The sequence below is a fragment of the Bradyrhizobium stylosanthis genome, assembly GCF_001641335.1.
In the GTDB taxonomy this organism is placed as follows: domain Bacteria; phylum Pseudomonadota; class Alphaproteobacteria; order Rhizobiales; family Xanthobacteraceae; genus Bradyrhizobium; species Bradyrhizobium stylosanthis.
Genome location: NZ_LVEM01000006.1, coordinates 205,693 through 222,354 on the forward strand (window position 1 = coordinate 205,693; position 16,662 = coordinate 222,354).

At 65.4% G+C, this 16,662-nt stretch carries 15 protein-coding genes; 8 read left to right on the forward strand and 7 right to left on the reverse strand.

From position 1 onward, the window contains the following. Nucleotides 1–80: 80 nt before the first annotated feature. Nucleotides 81–1,292, reverse strand: a complete 1,212-nt coding sequence (locus A7X65_RS35465) for an NnrS family protein (protein ID WP_063694042.1) — start codon at nt 1,290–1,292, stop codon at nt 81–83. Between the two features lie 142 nt (nt 1,293–1,434). Between A7X65_RS35465 and A7X65_RS35470 the strand changes: the two genes are divergently transcribed. Next, complete coding sequence (locus A7X65_RS35470) at nt 1,435–2,145, forward strand: Crp/Fnr family transcriptional regulator (RefSeq protein ID WP_063694043.1); 711 nt, start codon at nt 1,435–1,437, stop codon at nt 2,143–2,145. A gap of 144 nt (nt 2,146–2,289) precedes the next feature. On the opposite strand, the gene A7X65_RS35475 is transcribed toward A7X65_RS35470, so the two are convergent. Together A7X65_RS35475 and hemN are read right to left on the reverse strand one after the other, a co-directional pair. After that, nucleotides 2,290–2,487: a DUF1858 domain-containing protein gene (locus A7X65_RS35475; protein ID WP_063694044.1), complete on the reverse strand. Its 198-nt coding sequence runs from the start codon at nt 2,485–2,487 to the stop codon at nt 2,290–2,292. Between the two features lie 185 nt (nt 2,488–2,672). Further along, complete coding sequence (gene hemN, locus A7X65_RS35480) at nt 2,673–4,025, reverse strand: oxygen-independent coproporphyrinogen III oxidase (RefSeq protein ID WP_063694045.1); 1,353 nt, start codon at nt 4,023–4,025, stop codon at nt 2,673–2,675. Nucleotides 4,026–4,183: 158 nt separating this feature from the next. On the opposite strand from hemN, the gene A7X65_RS35485 reads away from it, so the two are divergent. From A7X65_RS35485 to A7X65_RS35495, 3 genes are all read left to right on the forward strand, one after another. Next, nucleotides 4,184–4,390: a hypothetical protein gene (locus A7X65_RS35485; protein WP_063694046.1), complete on the forward strand. Its 207-nt coding sequence runs from the start codon at nt 4,184–4,186 to the stop codon at nt 4,388–4,390. A 235-nt stretch (nt 4,391–4,625) separates the two neighbouring features. After that, entirely contained in the window at nt 4,626–5,720 is a 1,095-nt protein-coding gene (nirK, locus tag A7X65_RS35490) for a copper-containing nitrite reductase (protein ID WP_063694299.1), read from the forward strand. 53 nt (nt 5,721–5,773) lie between these two features. Further along, complete coding sequence (locus tag A7X65_RS35495) at nt 5,774–6,649, forward strand: SUMF1/EgtB/PvdO family nonheme iron enzyme (RefSeq protein ID WP_063694300.1); 876 nt, start codon at nt 5,774–5,776, stop codon at nt 6,647–6,649. Between the two features lie 181 nt (nt 6,650–6,830). Here the strand turns inward: A7X65_RS35495 and A7X65_RS35500 are convergent, their stop codons facing one another. From A7X65_RS35500 to A7X65_RS35510, 3 genes are read right to left on the reverse strand one after another with little or no spacing between them, the layout of a single operon-like run. Then, on the reverse strand, nt 6,831–7,466 hold the full coding sequence (locus A7X65_RS35500; RefSeq protein WP_063694047.1) for a GNAT family N-acetyltransferase: 636 nt from the start codon (nt 7,464–7,466) through the stop codon (nt 6,831–6,833). 22 nt (nt 7,467–7,488) lie between these two features. Then, nucleotides 7,489–8,139 (reverse strand): 3-oxoacid CoA-transferase subunit B, encoded by a 651-nt coding sequence (locus A7X65_RS35505; RefSeq protein ID WP_063694048.1) that lies wholly within the window; start codon nt 8,137–8,139, stop codon nt 7,489–7,491. Between the two features lie 18 nt (nt 8,140–8,157). After that, the gene (locus A7X65_RS35510; protein ID WP_011089830.1) at nt 8,158–8,865 is read right to left on the reverse strand and encodes a CoA transferase subunit A; all 708 of its coding nucleotides are present in this window, start codon (nt 8,863–8,865) and stop codon (nt 8,158–8,160) included. Nucleotides 8,866–9,189: 324 nt separating this feature from the next. Between A7X65_RS35510 and A7X65_RS35515 the strand changes: the two genes are divergently transcribed. From A7X65_RS35515 to A7X65_RS35530, 4 genes are all read left to right on the forward strand, one after another. Then, nucleotides 9,190–11,130, forward strand: a complete 1,941-nt coding sequence (locus A7X65_RS35515; protein ID WP_063694049.1) for an AsmA family protein — start codon at nt 9,190–9,192, stop codon at nt 11,128–11,130. Nucleotides 11,131–11,347: 217 nt separating this feature from the next. Beyond that, on the forward strand, nt 11,348–12,733 hold the full coding sequence (locus A7X65_RS35520) for an ABC transporter substrate-binding protein (protein WP_063694050.1): 1,386 nt from the start codon (nt 11,348–11,350) through the stop codon (nt 12,731–12,733). A 93-nt stretch (nt 12,734–12,826) separates the two neighbouring features. Continuing rightward, nucleotides 12,827–13,699 (forward strand): carbohydrate ABC transporter permease, encoded by an 873-nt coding sequence (locus tag A7X65_RS35525; RefSeq protein WP_063694051.1) that lies wholly within the window; start codon nt 12,827–12,829, stop codon nt 13,697–13,699. Further along, nucleotides 13,696–14,547, forward strand: coding sequence for a carbohydrate ABC transporter permease (locus A7X65_RS35530; RefSeq protein ID WP_063694052.1), 852 nt, complete (start codon nt 13,696–13,698; stop codon nt 14,545–14,547). Before A7X65_RS35525 ends, A7X65_RS35530 begins: the two co-directional genes overlap by 4 nt. Nucleotides 14,548–14,634: 87 nt before the next feature. On the opposite strand, the gene A7X65_RS35535 is transcribed toward A7X65_RS35530, so the two are convergent. Beyond that, on the reverse strand, nt 14,635–16,662 hold the full coding sequence (locus A7X65_RS35535; protein ID WP_063694053.1) for a methyl-accepting chemotaxis protein: 2,028 nt from the start codon (nt 16,660–16,662) through the stop codon (nt 14,635–14,637).

Consider the following 16,662-nt stretch of genomic DNA (forward strand, 5'->3'; position numbering starts at 1 on the left):
GGCGTGCTCGAACGGACCGACCTCGCGGACGACCTTGCAAATCTGCAGGCGGCCGCTGGCATACGCCCCAGTGGAATATTTCAGCGTGCCGGGGCCGGCACGCCCATGATGGCGAGGGCGCGGCGGGGGCTGCCGGCGAGCAGCGGACCGAACGCAATGGCAAAGCCGAGGAATGCGACGATCCAGCCGCAGGCCGCGATGTGCAGCAGCAGGTCGCCATGCGCCGGCAGCACCACGGCCGCGACCCGCGCCAGCGCCGCGATGATGATCGCGGCATAGATGCCTTGCGTCGCCGGTGCCGCCGTCAGTGCCTGGCCGGTATGGCCGAGGCTGGCGCGGGTCATCACCGCAAGCGTCATCGTTCCGGCCGCGCCCGCCATCCAGGCATGAATGCCCGCGCTCGGCGGCAATTCGCCGAAGGCAGCCAGCGCGTTCAGGATGAAGCCGAGCGGCACGAAGACATAGCCGAGATGGAGGATCAGCAGCAGCCGCTCGCGCGTGGTGCGATCGCCGGCCCAGCGCGCCAACCGGACCAGATGCAGCACGCCGACGACCGCCATCACGACACCGGTGATCATGTTCAGCGGCGCCGCGATCCACGCGATCAGCGCCAGCGCGCTCGCTCCGATCACCGCGCCGTCGAAACGGCCGAACGGCACCGGCAGGCGGCCGGGGTTGAACTTGACCAGCCAGTTGCGGGTGAAGCTCGGAATGATGCGGCCGCCGATCAGCGCGATCAGCAGCATCACCACGCCGATGCCGAGGCGGATGCTGACATCGGCCGCGCCCGCGTAATGGGCTTCGAGATGGAAGCCGACATTGCCGGCGAGCAGCATGAGCACAAGCACGACCACCGGCAAATTGCGCCAATTGCCGCCCGCGATGATCTCGCGCGTCGCAGCGGCGACGACCAGCGACAGGAAGGCGGCATCGACGACCAGCGCGAACGCCCAGCCGATGTCGGCCGACAGCGTCACAGCAGCGCGTCCGGCGAGCCAGACCACCAGCAGCGCGCCCAGCGACGTGCCCTGGATCGGCAGCCGCCCGGTCCAGTTCGGAATCGCCGTGAACAGAAACCCGGTAATGACGGCCGGCAGGAAGCCATAGAGCATCTCGTGGACGTGCCAGTCGCGCGGCGCGAAGGCGGAGCTGACGGACAGCTCACCGTAGAACATCGGCAGCCAGGCCAGGATCGAGAGCCCCGCCTGAATGGCGGCAAGCAGGAAAAAGGGCCGAAAACTGTTCGCAAACAGCGGCCAGCCCTCAAAATTACGGGATCGGGCGCCAGCCATGGGGCAACTCCTGTCAATTCCAGACCGTTACTTGAATAGTCACTTGGAAAAATACTGCCGTCCCGGGCGCCCGGTTTTGCGCTATCGCAAACTGCAAGTCGATTGCAGGTGCCATCACACTCCCTGATGCCAAGGAGGCGGAATGGCCAAGGTCGACACATCGCTGGTTGCGCATTTGCCGCTGTTCACCGGGGTCAAGCCGGAGGACCTCGAGGAGATCCTGCGCGAGGCGCGCTCGGCGCGCTACCCGAAGAACACCGCCATCTTCGAGCAGGGCGCGGATGCGCAATCCTTCTTCCTGCTGCTGCACGGCCATGTCCGCGCGGCCAAGACCACCCCGACCGGCGAGCAGATCGTGGTGCGCTATGTCGCCCCGGGCGAGACGTTCGGGCTCGCGATGGCGATCGGCGCCGCGCGTTACCCCGCGACGGCGATGGCCGTGGACGACAGCGTGGTGCTGATCTGGCCGAATTCGGCCTGGCCGCGGCTGATCGAGCGATTTCCGTCGCTCGCCGCCAACACGCTCCAGACCGTCGGCGCGCGGCTTCAGGAGAGCCACACCCGCATCCTGGAAATGTCGACCCAGCAGGTCGAGCAGCGCGTGGCGCATGTGCTGCTGCGGCTCGCAAAACAATCCGGCAAGAAAAGCGACCACGGCATCGAGATCGACTTCCCGATCAGCCGCCAGGACATCGCGCAGATGACGGGCACCACGCTGCATACGGTGAGCCGCATCCTGAGCGGCTGGGAGAGCCAGGGCCTCGTCGAGAGCGGCCGCCAGCGCATCATCCTGCGCGATCCCCATAGGATCGTGGTGCTGGCCGAGCGGACGGCTGACAGCGGGCCGGCGTAGCTTCTCCCTCTCCCCGTTCTTACGGGGAGAGGTGAAGAAGCATCGCCTCGCGCTCGGAAAATTAGGGGTGAGGACGCCTCCGCTTACGGCGGAAGTCCGCCCTCACCCGGGAATCCGCGCGCCCAGCGCGAACTCCAGCCCCTCTCACGCCGGCACGCATTCGCACAGCGCAGTGAGGAATTTATCCTGGTCGATGCCGTGCTCGCGGCAGGCGTCTTCCACGGTGTGGAAGGTCGCGATCGGACAACCGACACAGGCCATCCTGAAAGCGAGGAACACGCGGATCGTGTGCGGCGCCGTACGCATGATGTCATCGACCAGATCGTCGGATCGAAAGGGCATGGACAACTCCGTTCAAGACGCGACGATAGCGGAGCGGAGCCGGGTTTCTTTGTTGGAGCGCAAGCTGGCGGTTGCTTCGCGGGCGTCATGGCCGGGCTTGTCCCGGCCATCCACGCCTTGCAACGCGGCGCAAAGAACGAGGATGCCCGGGACAAGCCCGGGCATGACGACCTCTTGGTGATGAACTACACCGCCCGGCTGTGCAGCTGCTTGCCGGGATCCAGATGCGCGTCGAACGCGGCGGCGACGCTGCGGACCAGGAATCGCGAGTCGTTCGCTACCGCGAGCCGGTCACCGTCCAGCCGCACGATCCCGTCCGAGATCAGCGGCTTCAGGCGCGATGCCGATTTGAGCATCGCTTCGGGTTCGGCGCCATGGCGCGCGCAGATGTCGCCGAGATCGGCGCTGAACTCGCACATGATGCGCTCGATGATGTCGGCACGCAGCCGGTCGTCGTCGGTGAGCCCGTAACCCTTGGCGGTGGCGAGCCGGCCGCTCGCGATGCTCTGCGCATAGGCCCCAACCTGCACCTGGTTCTGGACATAGCCTTGCGGCAGGTGCCCGATCGCGCTCGCGCCGAAACCGAGCAGGACTTCGCCCTTGTCGGTGGTATAGCCCTGGAAATTGCGCCGCAGCGTGCGCTCGTTGAAGGCCACGGCCATGGCGTCGTCGGGACGCGCAAAATGGTCGAGCCCGATCTGCACGTAGCCGGCCTCCTTCAGCGCATTGGCGATCGCGCAGGCCTGGTCGTGACGCGCAAGGCCATCCGGCAGGACCGCCTCGTTGATCATCCGCTGATGCTTCTTGAAAGCAGGCACGTGCGCATAGCCGAACACCGAGAATCGGTCCGGCCCGAGCTCGAGCGCACGCCGCACGGTATCGAGGCAGGAGGCGACGGTCTGGTGCGGCAGCCCGTAGATCAGGTCGAAATTGACGCCCGCGATGCCGGCGCCGCGGAGCATGTCGACGACGGCCGCCGTCTGCTCATAACTCTGGACGCGGTTGATCGCGCGCTGCACGACAGGATCGAAGCTCTGCACGCCGAGGCTGGCGCGGTTGACGCCGGAGAGCCGCATCGCCTCGACCATCTCTGATGTCAGCGTCCTCGGGTCGATCTCGACTGCGATCTCGGCCGAGGGCAGCACGAAGAACGACTGGCGCATCTGCGCCATCAACTCGGCGAACGCCTCCGGCGCCATGATGGTCGGCGTGCCCCCGCCGAAATGGATATGCTCGACCTTGATGCGGCGGCCGATGGTCTCGGCGACCTCAGCGATCTCGCTGCGCAGCGTCCGCTGATAGGCCGCGATCAGCCCGTCGCGCCGCGCGATCTGGGTATGGCAGCCGCAATACCAGCACATCTCGCGGCAGAACGGCACGTGCAGATAGAGCGAGGCGCTTGCGGCCGCGGGAAGCTCCGACAACCACTTCGCGTAGGTATCGGCGTCGATGGCCGGCGAGAAGTGCGGCGCGGTCGGATAGCTGGTGTAGCGCGGCAGTCTCTCTTCGCCGTAGCTCGCTGCGAGATCGAATCTCATGTCTTACCCATTCGTAAATCGAGCCGCTGCGTGGCACGGCAAATCCCGGATGGCACTGGATTACCCGTTTCCGGGCGAGCGACCTTGCGCTTGCTCAAAGTCCGGGCGCCCGATTTGGCCGATCATGCGTTTAATCATTGCTCTCCTGGAGATAGGCCATGGCGTCGTTCGCGCTCGATCTCGTTCTCTGGCTCGCCGGCATCCGCGGCCACATCCCGCGCTTCGACGATTTCCGGCCTGCCCCTGCCGCGCCCGCAACCGGTGCAAATTATCTCGTGCGCGTACTGGCCATCATGGCCGCCGTCTTTGCCGCGCTGTCGCTTGCGGTCTGGGGCACGGTCTGGATCGCGATACGCCTGCTCTGATCGCGCGAATATGTTCGCGGCCGAATGCAACTGAACTTGCGAACGATTTACCGCTTGCGCGCTTGATGCGCGCGGCATCGGATTCATCGCACCGCCGGTGCGACCTTCGTCACACCTCTTAAGGAATTCACCGGAGGCAAATCCGGCAAAAGCTTGTCGCAGCGCAAACACACTTGCCGCAACAGGCGCACACTGCATCCGTCATCAAAACCCTTTCAGATGAAGGATGCTTCCGATGTTCACCCGCAGAGCCGCATTGATCAGCGCCGCCGCGACCGCCCTGATGCTGGCGACACCCGCCTTGGCTGCCGACGATCTCAAACTGCCGCGCCAAAAGGTCGAGCTGGTCGCTCCGCCCTTCGTGCACGCGCACGAGCAGGCGACCAAGCAGGGGCCCAAGATCATCGAGTTCAAGCTCACGATCGAGGAGAAGAAGGTCGTGATCGACGAGAAGGGCACCACCTTCCAGGCCATGACCTTCAACGGCTCGATGCCCGGCCCGCTGATGGTCGTGCATGAGGGCGACTACGTCGAGACGACGCTGGTCAATCCCGCGACCAACAGCATGCCGCACAACATCGACTTCCATTCCGCAACCGGTGCGCTCGGTGGCGGCGCGCTCACCCTGATCAATCCCGGCGAGCAGGTCGTGCTGCGCTGGAAGGCGACCAAGACCGGCGTGTTCGTCTATCACTGCGCACCGGGTGGCCCGATGATCCCCTGGCACGTCGTCTCCGGCATGAACGGCGCCGTGATGGTGCTGCCGCGCGACGGGCTGAACGACGGCAAGGGCCACGCGCTGAAATACGACAAGGTCTACTATGTCGGCGAGCAGGACATGTACGTGCCGCGCGACGAGAAGGGTAATTTCAAGTCCTACGACTCGCCGGGCGAAGCCTTCACCGAGACCGAAGAGGTGATGAAGAAGCTCATTCCGTCCCATGTCGTGTTCAACGGCAAGGTCGGCGCGCTGACCGGCAAGAACGCGCTGACCGCCAATGTCGGCGAGAACGTGCTGATCGTGCACTCGCAGGCCAATCGCGACAGCCGTCCGCACCTGATCGGCGGCCATGGCGACTATGTCTGGGAGACAGGCAAGTTCGGCAACGCGCCCGAGGTCGGGCTCGAGACCTGGTTCATCCGCGGTGGCTCGGCGGGAGCTGCGCTGTACAAATTCCAGCAGCCCGGCATCTACGCCTATGTCACGCACAATCTGATCGAGGCCGCCGATCTCGGCGCCACCGCGCACTTCAAGGTCGAAGGCAAGTGGAACGACGATCTGATGATGCAGGTGAAGGCGCCTGCTGAAATACCGGCCGCGACCAACTAGACGCGACAAGGGGCCGGTGATCACCGGCCCCTTCTTCCTTTCGGGGGATGACCATGCTGATCGCATTCAAGCTGAAACTTCTGCTGGCCTGCGCCGCCGGGCTCGCGGGCCCGATCGCGGTGGCGCCCCTGGTCTCGGACATCGCCGTGCGTGGCACGGCGACGGAGCCGGTCATGATCAGGATCGCACCGGCCGACTTTTCCTATCGCGAAGCCGGCGACTTCACGCGCGGTGGACAGCAGGCGGAGGCGCCGCTGCGCGCGATGCGATTCACCAGGCCGCTGCATGTCATGCGCAATCAGGTTTCGTCAGCGGACTATCAGCTTTGCGTGCAGGATGGCGGCTGCCGCGCGCTCGATCGCGGCGTGGCGATCGCGATCGATCGTCCCGCGGTACAGGTGAACTGGCACGATGCCGAGGCCTATGCGACCTGGCTGTCGCGCAAGACCGGGCAACATTACCGTCTGCCCAGCGACGCGGAATGGGCGTTCGCCGCGGGCTCCAGGTTCAAGGACGACGGCGTGCCGGTCGACGCGGACAATCCTTCGACGCGCTGGATCAGCCGCTATGAGCGTGAATCCGAACGCGACCCCTTCGACACTGCCGCCCATCCGTTCGGCAAATTCGGCGCAAACGAGCACGGCATCGAAGATCTCGCCGGCAATGTCTGGGAATGGACCTCGACCTGCTTCGTGCGCTCGCGCACCGACGTAACAGGCAATGCCGGCCGGCCGACCGTGAATTGCGGCGTGCGCGTCGCCGAAGGCGCGCACCGCGCCTATGTCACCGATTTCATCCGCGACGCCCGCGCCGGCGGCTGCGCGCAAGGCGTGCCGCCCGCCAATCTCGGCTTCCGCCTGGTGCGCGAGGAACCGTCATGGGTGGCGAGCGTGTCGGCAAGGTGGGGCAAGGTGTGGGCGCGGTCGTGAGGACGTAGCCCGGGTGAGCGAAGCGACACCCGGGTCCCGCATATCGCTTCGCTCATGCGGGCTACGACTACAGCTTCCGTCATTGCGAGCGTAGCGAAGCAATCCAGAATCTTTCCGCGGAGGCAGCCTGGATTGCTTCGTCGCAAGGGCTCCTCGCACTGACGGCGGTGAGCCGCAGCGATCAAATCTCCCGCGCGAACATGCGAAAGCCGGGTGCGCCGATGATCGCCTCGAAGGCGGGATCGCGCTTCTCCTCCGCGAAGACGAAGCCGGCCTTGGCATAGGCGCGCTCGGCGGGCTCGTTGCCGATCAGGAACGAGATCGTGGCGCGCGCAAATCCGGCTGCCCGTCCCTTGTCCAGCGCGTGGGCAATCAACGCCTGCATGAGACCGCGACCGCGGTAGGCGGGATCGGTGGCGACATGCTCGATCATCCAGTCGCCTTCGCCGCCCTGCACCCAGCAAGCACGCGAATAGGCACCGCGTCGGCGGATGGCTTCGAGCTCCGACGCGGCGAGCCCGGCCGCCAAACCGACTTCCTCGATCGCGCGCCAGGCCGACGGTCCGGTGTTCGCCGCAGGCACGGCACAAAGCGCCGCGACCGGCTTCCCGTCTATCTCGGCGACCAGGAATTGCGAGACATGCCACATCGACACTGCGTGCGCCGTCGCGACGCGCGCGATGAAATCGAGGCACTCGGCTTCAGGCCAGCCGAGCGCGACATCGAACCAGCCGCGCGACCGGTAGCCGCGCATCGATGACAGAATAATGCTTGCGATGAAACCGGCGTCTTCGGGACGCGCAGACCGTATCGTCATGCGCGCCCCCTGTGCGACGACCTTACGTGTTCTTCAGCGCGACGCGGAATTCGGCTTCGGTCTTGGACTTGACCTCGTCGAGCGTGACGCCGTCGGCGAGCTCGATCAGGGCCATGCCGCCGTCGCCGTGCTTGTCGATGGTGAAGACGGCAAGATCGGTGACGACCATGTCGACCACGCGCTCGCCGGTCAGCGGCAGGTTGCACTTCTTCAGGAGCTTCGAGCCGTCCTTGGCCGAATGCTCCATCACCACGACGACGCGCTTGACGCCGGCGACGAGATCCATCGCGCCGCCCATGCCCTTGACCATCTTGCCCGGGATCATCCAGTTGGCGAGATCGCCGTTCTGGGCCACCTGCATGGCGCCGAGGATCGACAGGTCCATGTGGCCGCCGCGGATCATGCCGAAGGAATCCGCACTCGAGAAATACGAGGTCGAGGGCAGCTCGCTGACGGTCTGCTTGCCGGCGTTGATCAGGTCGGCGTCTACCTCGTCCTCATAGGGGAACGGGCCCATGCCGAGCATGCCGTTCTCGCTCTGCAGGCTGACGTCGACGCCCTCGGGGATGAAGTTCGAGACCAGCGTCGGGATGCCGATGCCGAGATTGACGTAGTAGCCGTCGCGCAGTTCCTTCGCGGCGCGCGCAGCCATCTGTTCACGGGTCCAGGCCATGTGAGTCTCCTGATACGCTTAAGCGGCGGTGCGCGGGCGGGTGTTGCGGAATTCGATGCGCTTCTTGGCCGTACCGACCTCGACGATGCGCTTCACGAAGATGCCGGGCGTGTGGATGTGGTCGGGATTGAGTTCACCGGCCGGAACCAGGTGCTCGACCTCGGCCACCGTGATCTTGGCGGCGGTCGCCATCATCGGGTTAAAGTTGCGCGCGGTCTTGCGGTAGATGAGGTTGCCGGCGGTATCGCCCTTCCAGGCGTGCACGATGGCGAGGTCCGCGAACAGGCCGCGCTCCATCAGATACTTCTCGCCGTCGAATTCCTTCACTTCCTTGCCCTCGGCGATCAGCGTGCCGACGCCGGTCTTGGTGTAGAAGGCCGGGATGCCGGCGCCGCCGGCGCGGATGCGCTCGGCCAGCGTGCCCTGCGGGTTGAACTCGAGTTCCAGCTCGCCGGCCAGGAATTGCTGGGCGAACAGCTTGTTCTCGCCGACATAGGACGAGATCATCTTCTTGATCTGCCGGGTTTCCAGCAGGCGGCTGAGCCCGATGCCGTCGACGCCGGCATTGTTGGAGACGACCGTCAGCCCCTTGACGCCGGATTCGCGGATCGCGTCCGACAGCTCCTCGGCAATGCCGCAGAGGCCGAAGCCCCCCGACATGATCATCATGTTGTCTTTCAGAATGCCGTCGAGCGCCGACTTGGCGTCGGGATAGACCTTGTTCATACAGGAAACCTTCGGCTTGGAGGCGTCGCGCCTTATTGGCGGCGATTATTAGGCGAAATCGTCCGAAGCCGTCAATGATACGGGGTTCTCCGTTCCGCGGGGCGGTGGTAGAAGCTGCCCACGCGGTGGGCAGACCCGCCTGCGGCCTTGAAAGCGACAAGAAAACCCATCAAGTTGCGGCACTTAACACGGCAGGACTTGTAAGCTGACAAGACTTGTAGCCTAACAAAGACTTGTAACCGAACAAAGGCTTGGGCGTGGGGCGCGCAGCTTGCCCGGCCCGACCTTCTGGCACACCAACCCGATCAGGACATGCCATTGACCATGGCCCAAGGAATGAAGCGCCTCGGGACGCCGATCGCGGCGCTGCTCGGCGTCGTGCTGATCGCCCTGATCGCGACCTCATGGCTCATCAACCGCGACGCGCTGCGCAAGGCGGTCGAAGCGCAGATCCGCGACGTCACCGGCCTCGAGCTCAATGTCGCAGGCAGCATCGACATTTCGGTCCTGCCGGCGAGCTACATCTCGTTCCATGACGTCGGCCTCAAGGGCGGCGGCACCACCGATCCCGCGCTCCATGTCGACGTGCTCACGGCCAATCTGCGCCTGCTGCCGCTGCTGCTGCAGCGGTTCGAGATCGCCGATCTGACGCTGCTGCGGCCCCGCATCCATGTCAGCCTGAAGCCGGACGGCGAGAGCAACTGGACGCCCTTCATCCAGACCATCGCCCGCACCATGAAGCCCGGGGCCGACAACCAGGTCTCGTTCTCCGAGATCAGGATCCAGGACGGCGTGCTCAACTACGAGGACGCCATCACGCACGCCACAGAGAAGTTCGAGGACATCGACCTGTCGCTCGCCTGGCCCTCGATCTCGCGCTCTTTTGCCGCGACCGGACAGTTCGACTGGCGCGGCGAGCGCGTCGACGGCTCGATCAGCTTTTCCGATTTCGTCGCCGCCCTCTCCGGCGATCGCTCCGGCCTGAAGGCGCGCATCGCCAGCGCGCCGCTCAAGCTCGCCTTCGACGGCAGCGTCGCCAACCGCACCAGCCCGATGATGGAGGGCACGCTCACGATCGACAGCCCGTCCTTGCGCAACGCGCTGCGCTGGACCGGGCAGCCGCAGCCCGGCAGCGGCGGCTTCGGCCGCTTCGCGCTGAAGGCGCGCGCCAACGTGGTCGGCGCCTCGATCGCGCTCACCAACGTCAATGTCGAGCTCGACGGCAACGCCGCCGAGGGCGTCATGACCTACGCCAATAACGGCCGGCAGACGCTGCAGGCGACGCTCGCCGCCGACGCGCTCGACTTCACGCCTTATATCTCGACCTTCCGCCTGCTCGCGAGCGGCGCGCGCGACTGGAACAGGCAGCTGTTCGACCTCAACGGATTGTCGACCACCGACCTCGACATGCGCCTGTCGGCGGCGCGGCTGACGGTGGGCCCGACCAAGCTCGGCCGGACCGCGATCGGCGCCAACCTGCGCAACGGCGCGCTGGCGCTCTCGGTCGGCGAAGCCCAGGTCTATGGCGGCATCGCCAAGGGCTCGTTCGGCATCGCGCGCTCCGACAGCGTCGCCGACATCAAGGCGCAATTCCAGTTCACCGACGTCGACCTGCAGGCCTGCGCCACCGAACTGTTCGGCCTCAACAAGCTGTCCGGGCGCGGCAACATCAACGTCTCGCTCCTGGCCTCCGGCTCGAGCCCGTTCGGCCTCGTGCAGTCGCTCGACGGCAGCGCCACGATCACCGGGCATGACGGCGCGATCTCGGGCTTCAACGCCGAGCAGCTATTGAAGCGGCTGGAGCGGCGGCCGCTGTCGGGCGGCGGCAATTTCCGCAGCGGCTCGACCCCCTACGACAACCTCACCATCGCGGTGAAATTCTCCGACGGCATCGCCACCGCCGAGGACATCCGCGTCGAAGGGCCGGCGGCGAAGATCACGCTCACCGGCACCGCCTCGGTGCCGACGCGCGAATACGACATGAAGGGCGTGGCGAGCCTCAACAGCACGTCGGGCTTCGAACTGCCCTTCGTGGTGCAGGGGCCCTGGGACGATCCGCTGATCTTCCCCGATCCGGAAAGCCTGATCCGCCGCTCGCCCGCCTCCGCCCCGCTGCTCGACATGCTCAAGGACCGCAAGGGGAGCGACGCCGTGCGCTCCGCGATCGAGCGCATCACCGGCGCAGGCAAGCGTCCCGCACCGGCGGAATCGCCGACCGCGGAGAACGCGAAAGAGAACCCCAAGGACAACGCCAAGTCGAACTAGTGCCGCATCATCGCGCGCCGATCGGCCGGCAACGGCCGACCGGCGCGAATTGATCCGGCCGAATTGATGCGGCGATTGGATCGATGCGCAAATTAAGCATCTCCTCCGGCGCGAGGCCCACGACCTGGGTCTGACAAGATGCGTTGATTGCGCTACCACCATGCGCTAGTGTTTTAGCCGACCGGTTAAAAACACCGGCCGTTTGAGGGAGAAAAACGTGAAATCCAAGGTTATTGGCGCAGTGTCATTGGCGGTCGCTGCGGCTGGGCTGTTTGCCGCCACCGCACCTGCCTTTGCGCAGCAGAAGACGATTACGGTCTGGTGGGGCAAGGGCTTCTACCGCTCCGAAGACGACGCGCTGATCGAGACGATCAAGAAATTCGAAGCCAAGACCGGCATCAAGGTCGAATTGTCGCAGTACGCGATTCAGGACATGATTCCGAAGACGGTCGCCGCGCTCGACGCCGGCACCGTGCCCGATGTGGCCTATTCCGATTCCTACGACGTGCAGGCGCAGGGCAAGTGGGCCTACGAGGGCAAGCTCGAGGACCTCAGCGACGTCATGGAGCCGATCAAGGGCCGGTTCGTGCAGAACACGCTGGACGCCTCGATCCTCTACAACGACGTCGCCAAGAAGAAGGCCTATTACGGCTTCCCGCTGAAGCAGCAGAGCATGCACGTCCAGATCTGGAACGACATGCTGGAGAAGGCCGGCTTCAAGCTCGCCGACATCCCGACCGACTGGGCGGGCTACTGGACGTTCTGGTGCGACAAGGTGCAGCCGGGAATCCGCAAGGCGACCGGCCAGCGCATCTACGCCGTCGGCCAGCCGATGGGCGTTGAATCCACCGACGCCTTCCAGTCGTTCTACACCTTCATGGACGCCTACCACGTCAAGCTGGTCGACGATGACGGCAAGCTCACGGTCGACGATCCCAAGGTGCGCGAGAACCTGATCAGCGCGCTCAAGGACTACACCGACACCTATATCAAGGGCTGCACCCCGCCGTCTTCGACCACCTGGAAGGATCCGGACAACAACGTCGCCTTCCACAACAAGACGATCGTGATGACCCACAACTTCACGATCTCGATCGCGGCGAAGTGGTTCGAGGATTCCCAGAACCAGGCCCTGACCCAGGAGCAGCGCGACGCCGGCAAGAAGGCCTACGAGCAGGACATCGTCACGGCGTCCTTCCCGAAGGCGCCGGATGGCTCGACCATCCGCTACCGCTCCGACGTCAAGACCGGGCTGGTCTTCACCGCGGCCAAGAACAAGGCTGAGGCCAAGCAGTTCATCAGCTTCCTGCTCCAGGAAGAGAACGTCCGCCCCTACATCGAGGGCGCGCTCGGCCGCTGGTTCCCGGTGACGAAGGAAAGCCAGGAAAGCCCGTTCTGGCAGGCTGACAAGCACCGCAAGGCCGTCTATGCGCAGTTCAAGGGCGGCACCGCGGCCTTCGACTTCACCAAGAACTGGAAGTTCACGATCCTGAACAACGAGAACGTGTGGGCCAAGGCGATGAATCGCGTGGTCAGCGAGAAGGTCCCGGTCGACAAGGCCGTCGACGAGCTGATCGCCCGCATCAAGCAGGTCGCGGGTTAACTCATACTCCCCTCTCCCCGCATCGCGGGGAGAGGTGTAAGAACAACACCGGCCGCGTTTCGCGGCCGGCTTCTCTTTGAAGAGTCCTAAAGAATGGCGATCACGCTCTCTGGCGATCAGGCACTTCCCGGCCCGCCCCTGTCGTCGCGGCTGACCCCGGCGCAGGTCTGGGGCATCATCCTGCTCGCGCCCTATCTGCTCGTTTTCCTGGCCTTCGTCGTCTATCCCGTCTGCTACGGGCTGTGGCTGGCGCGCGCTCCGGCGAACTACGTCGCGCTGTACAACGATCCGATCTTCGCGCGCGCCGCAGTCAACACGCTGATCTTCCTGGTCATCGGCATCAACATCAAGATGCTGATCGCGCTGTTCCTGTCCGGCTTCTTCGCCATGCAGCGCACCTGGATCAAATGGCTCTCGGTGATCTTCATCCTGCCCTGGGCGGTGCCGTCGATCCCGACCATCCTGTCGGTGCGCTTCATGCTCAACCCCGAATGGGGCATGATCAATCACTACATCTTCGCCCTCACCGGCGATGACGGCCCGAACTGGCTGAACGACCCCACCGTGGCGCTCAGCATGGCGATCGGCGTGCACATCTGGAAGTCGCTGCCGTTCTGGACGCTGATCCTGATCACCGGACGCCTTGCGATCTCGCACGATTTGTTCGAGGCCGCCGAGGTCGACGGTGCGAGCTGGTGGCAGAAATTCCGCTTCATCACCTGGCCGTCGATGCAGACGCTCTACGTCACCTGCACGCTGCTCTCGATGATCTGGACGCTGGGCGATTTCAACAGCGTCTACCTGCTCACCGGCGGTGGCCCGGCCGACCTCACGCACGTGCTGGCGACGCTCGGTATCCGCTATCTCCGGCTCGACCAGCTCTCGCTCGCGATGGCCTCCATCGTCTGCGCGATGCCGTTCGTCCTGCCGCTCGTTTACTTCATGATGAAACGGTTGTCGCGATGAAGCTTCCCTCTCTCCGTGACGTCGCGACGGAAGCGCGACTGCTCCTGATCGGCATTCCCGTCTTCCTGTGGACGATGATTCCGATCTACCACATGTTCCTGTTCGCGATCTCTCCGAAGGAGGATGCGTTCTCGGGCAAGCTGTGGCCGGACCATCCGACGCTCCACAACTTCGAAATCGTGTTCAAGCAGCAGCACTACTTCCTGCGCGATTTCTACGTGCAGTTCTGGAACTCGACGCTGATCGCAGCCGCCGTCGGCGTGCTGACGCTGTTCATCGCCACGGCCGCGGCGTTCTCGATCTCGCGGCTGAAGGTGCCGGGCGGGCGCATTGTGCTGAACCTCGCGCTCTTCACCTATTTCATCCCGGCCGCGTTCCTCGCGGTCCCGATGTATCGCACCATGGGCAATTACGGCCTGCTCAACAATCACTGGTCGCTGATCCTGGCCATGGTGACGATCGCATCGCCGTACGCGATCTGGGTGCTCAAGCAGGCGTCGGACAAGCTGCCGGTCGAGCTGGACGAGGCCGCCGTCATGGACGGCGCTACCACGCTGCAGATCTTCCGCCTGGTCTACCTGCCGCTGATGATGCCCTCGCTGGTCGCGATCGGCACCTATGCGGTGCTGCTCGCCTGGAACGAATATCTCTACGCGTTCCTGCTGCTCTCCAACGACCGCGAGATCACCCTCCCCGTCGCGCTCGGCAACTTCCTCGCCGCCGACGACTCGCCGTGGGAACTGCTCATGACCACCGGCTTCATCTACGCGCTGCCGCCGGCCGCGGTCTATTACGCCTTCCGCCGCTACATGGTGGGCGGGCTCACGGCAGGTGCGGTGAAGTCCTGAAGCCGGCCCGCAGGTCGCGCCCGAGATGGCGCGGCCTGCCGTATCGCCACGATGCGCCAGTCGAAGGACCGCCGCGCGCGAAGATCCTCAGGCCGCCTTGCGCACAGTCTGCAGAAACTCCGCGACGGCCGTCTTGAGCGCGCGCGCCTGATCCTGCAATGCTGAAGCCGCCGTGAGCGCAGCTTCGGCGCCGGCATCGGTCTCGCCGGCCACGGTGCGGACGGCGCCGACCTGATCGGTCACCGCCGCGGTGCCGTTGGCGGCCTGCTCGACATTGCGCGCGATCTCGCTGGTTGCCGCGCCCTGCTCCTCGACGGCCGAGGCGATCGTCGTCGCGATCTCCGTCATCTCGGCGATGGTCCGGCCGATCTGGCCGATCGCAGCGACCGACTGTCCGGTCGAGCCCTGGATCTCGGCGACGAGGCCGGCGATCTCCTCGGTGGCGCGCCCGGTCTGGGTCGCAAGGCTCTTCACTTCGTTGGCGACCACCGCAAAGCCCTTGCCGGCATCGCCGGCCCGCGCCGACTCGATCGTGGCATTGAGCGCCAGCAGGTTGGTCTGGCTTGCGATCGCCTGGATCAGCTGAACCACCGTGCCGATCCGCTCCGCCGAATCCGACAGCGCCCGCATCAGCGCCTCGGTCCGCGAAGCCTCCTCCTTGGCCTGATCCGACACCGACACGGAGCGCGCGACCTGGCTCGAAATCTCCTTGATCGAGGCGGCGAGCTCATGCGTCGCGGCCGCGACGGTCTGCACGTTCGAGGACGCCTGGGCCGACGTCGCGGCGACCTGCTCGGCAAGCGAGCGGCCGCGCTCGGCAACACGGGCAAGGCTTCCGGCGCTCTGCCCCATCTCTTCGGCACGGCTCGAGACGCCCCCGATGACGCCCTCCATGCCGCGATCGAAGCGGTCGGCGAGCTGAGCCATCATCGAGGCACGTTCCGTCTCGGCTGTAGCCCGCTGCGCGGCAGCATCCTGCTCCATGCGCCGAACGGTTTGCGCGTTCTGGCGGAACACCTCGACCGCGCCGGCCATGTGACCTATTTCGTCGCCGCGCTCGCCGCCCGGGATCGCCTCGTCGAGCTGGCCCGCAGCCAGGCTCTGCATGCGCAAGGTCATCTGACCGATCGGGCGCGACACGCTGCGTCCGATCAGCCAGGCCAGCAACGCGCCCAGGACGAGCGCGGCCGCGGCCACCGTAAACACGAGATTGCGGGTTTGATCGACCGAGCCGGCCGTCAGCCGGCTCTGCTCGGTGCGCGTCGCGCCGAGGGCCTTGCTGATCTCCGTCGCCTTGGCGTCGATCGCGCTGCTGGATTTGGTGAGATCGGCCTGCGCCTTGCGCAGCTCGCCCATCGCGGCGGACAGCTCGGTCAGCGTCGCCGTTTGATCGGCAAGCACCTTCTTCAAGGCCGCGATCAGGTTCTTCAGTCGCGGTGCCTCGACAGCGGCGATCTCCGCCTCGCTGTCGGCCACCGCTGCCAGCACATAACCGATCGTCAACCCGGCATCGTCGGCGTCGACCTGGGCCTGGGTGATCGTGTAGCGCAGCGTCGAGACGCGCATCGCATCCACCGTGCCGGCCAGACGCAGCGGCTGGAGCAGGCGCTCGGGCTGGTTTGCAAGCGCTACATTGATCGCGCCGACAGCGAGGCCAGCGGTGGCACCGAGGCCCTCACTCTTGGTGCTCGCATTGCGCAAACGATCGACAGCGGCGGCGACCGCCGTGAAGGATTTCCGATAGGTCCCGAGCGCGTCGACCAGCGCACTTCGGCCGGCGGCGATCGCCGGCAGGCGGCCGAATTGCTGATCGACCTGGTCAAAGGTCTGGCCAAAACCGTCGATCGCCTTGATGGCGCTGTCGCGGTCGCCGAGATTGCGCGTGCGGATGAACTTTTCGACGGTGACGTTGGACGAAAGCAGCGCGGCGTGTACCCGCGCCATGCCGGCATCGCCGTCGGCGCTGGTGACGAGTTCGCCGACCGTGCCGCCGATCTCGGACAGCCGCATGACGGCGAGCAGCGCCAGCACGCAGAGGAAACCCAGGACCAGCGCGAAGCCGCCGAAGATGCGCGGGCGGATGCCGATGCGCGACAGGATCAATGACAGGTTCAT

Coding starts and splice junctions, on each gene's coding strand:
- A7X65_RS35465 (WP_063694042.1), bottom strand. CDS start 1,292: ATGGCTGGCGCCCGATCCCGTAATTTTGAGGGCTGGCCGCTGTTTGCG.
- A7X65_RS35470 (WP_063694043.1), top strand. CDS start 1,435: ATGGCCAAGGTCGACACATCGCTGGTTGCGCATTTGCCGCTGTTCACC.
- A7X65_RS35475 (WP_063694044.1), bottom strand. CDS start 2,487: ATGCCCTTTCGATCCGACGATCTGGTCGATGACATCATGCGTACGGCG.
- hemN (WP_063694045.1), bottom strand. CDS start 4,025: ATGAGATTCGATCTCGCAGCGAGCTACGGCGAAGAGAGACTGCCGCGC.
- A7X65_RS35485 (WP_063694046.1), top strand. CDS start 4,184: ATGGCGTCGTTCGCGCTCGATCTCGTTCTCTGGCTCGCCGGCATCCGC.
- nirK (WP_063694299.1), top strand. CDS start 4,626: ATGTTCACCCGCAGAGCCGCATTGATCAGCGCCGCCGCGACCGCCCTG.
- A7X65_RS35495 (WP_063694300.1), top strand. CDS start 5,774: ATGCTGATCGCATTCAAGCTGAAACTTCTGCTGGCCTGCGCCGCCGGG.
- A7X65_RS35500 (WP_063694047.1), bottom strand. CDS start 7,466: ATGACGATACGGTCTGCGCGTCCCGAAGACGCCGGTTTCATCGCAAGC.
- A7X65_RS35505 (WP_063694048.1), bottom strand. CDS start 8,139: ATGGCCTGGACCCGTGAACAGATGGCTGCGCGCGCCGCGAAGGAACTG.
- A7X65_RS35510 (WP_011089830.1), bottom strand. CDS start 8,865: ATGAACAAGGTCTATCCCGACGCCAAGTCGGCGCTCGACGGCATTCTG.
- A7X65_RS35515 (WP_063694049.1), top strand. CDS start 9,190: ATGGCCCAAGGAATGAAGCGCCTCGGGACGCCGATCGCGGCGCTGCTC.
- A7X65_RS35525 (WP_063694051.1), top strand. CDS start 12,827: ATGGCGATCACGCTCTCTGGCGATCAGGCACTTCCCGGCCCGCCCCTG.
- A7X65_RS35530 (WP_063694052.1), top strand. CDS start 13,696: ATGAAGCTTCCCTCTCTCCGTGACGTCGCGACGGAAGCGCGACTGCTC.
- A7X65_RS35535 (WP_063694053.1), bottom strand. CDS start 16,662: ATGAACCTGTCATTGATCCTGTCGCGCATCGGCATCCGCCCGCGCATC.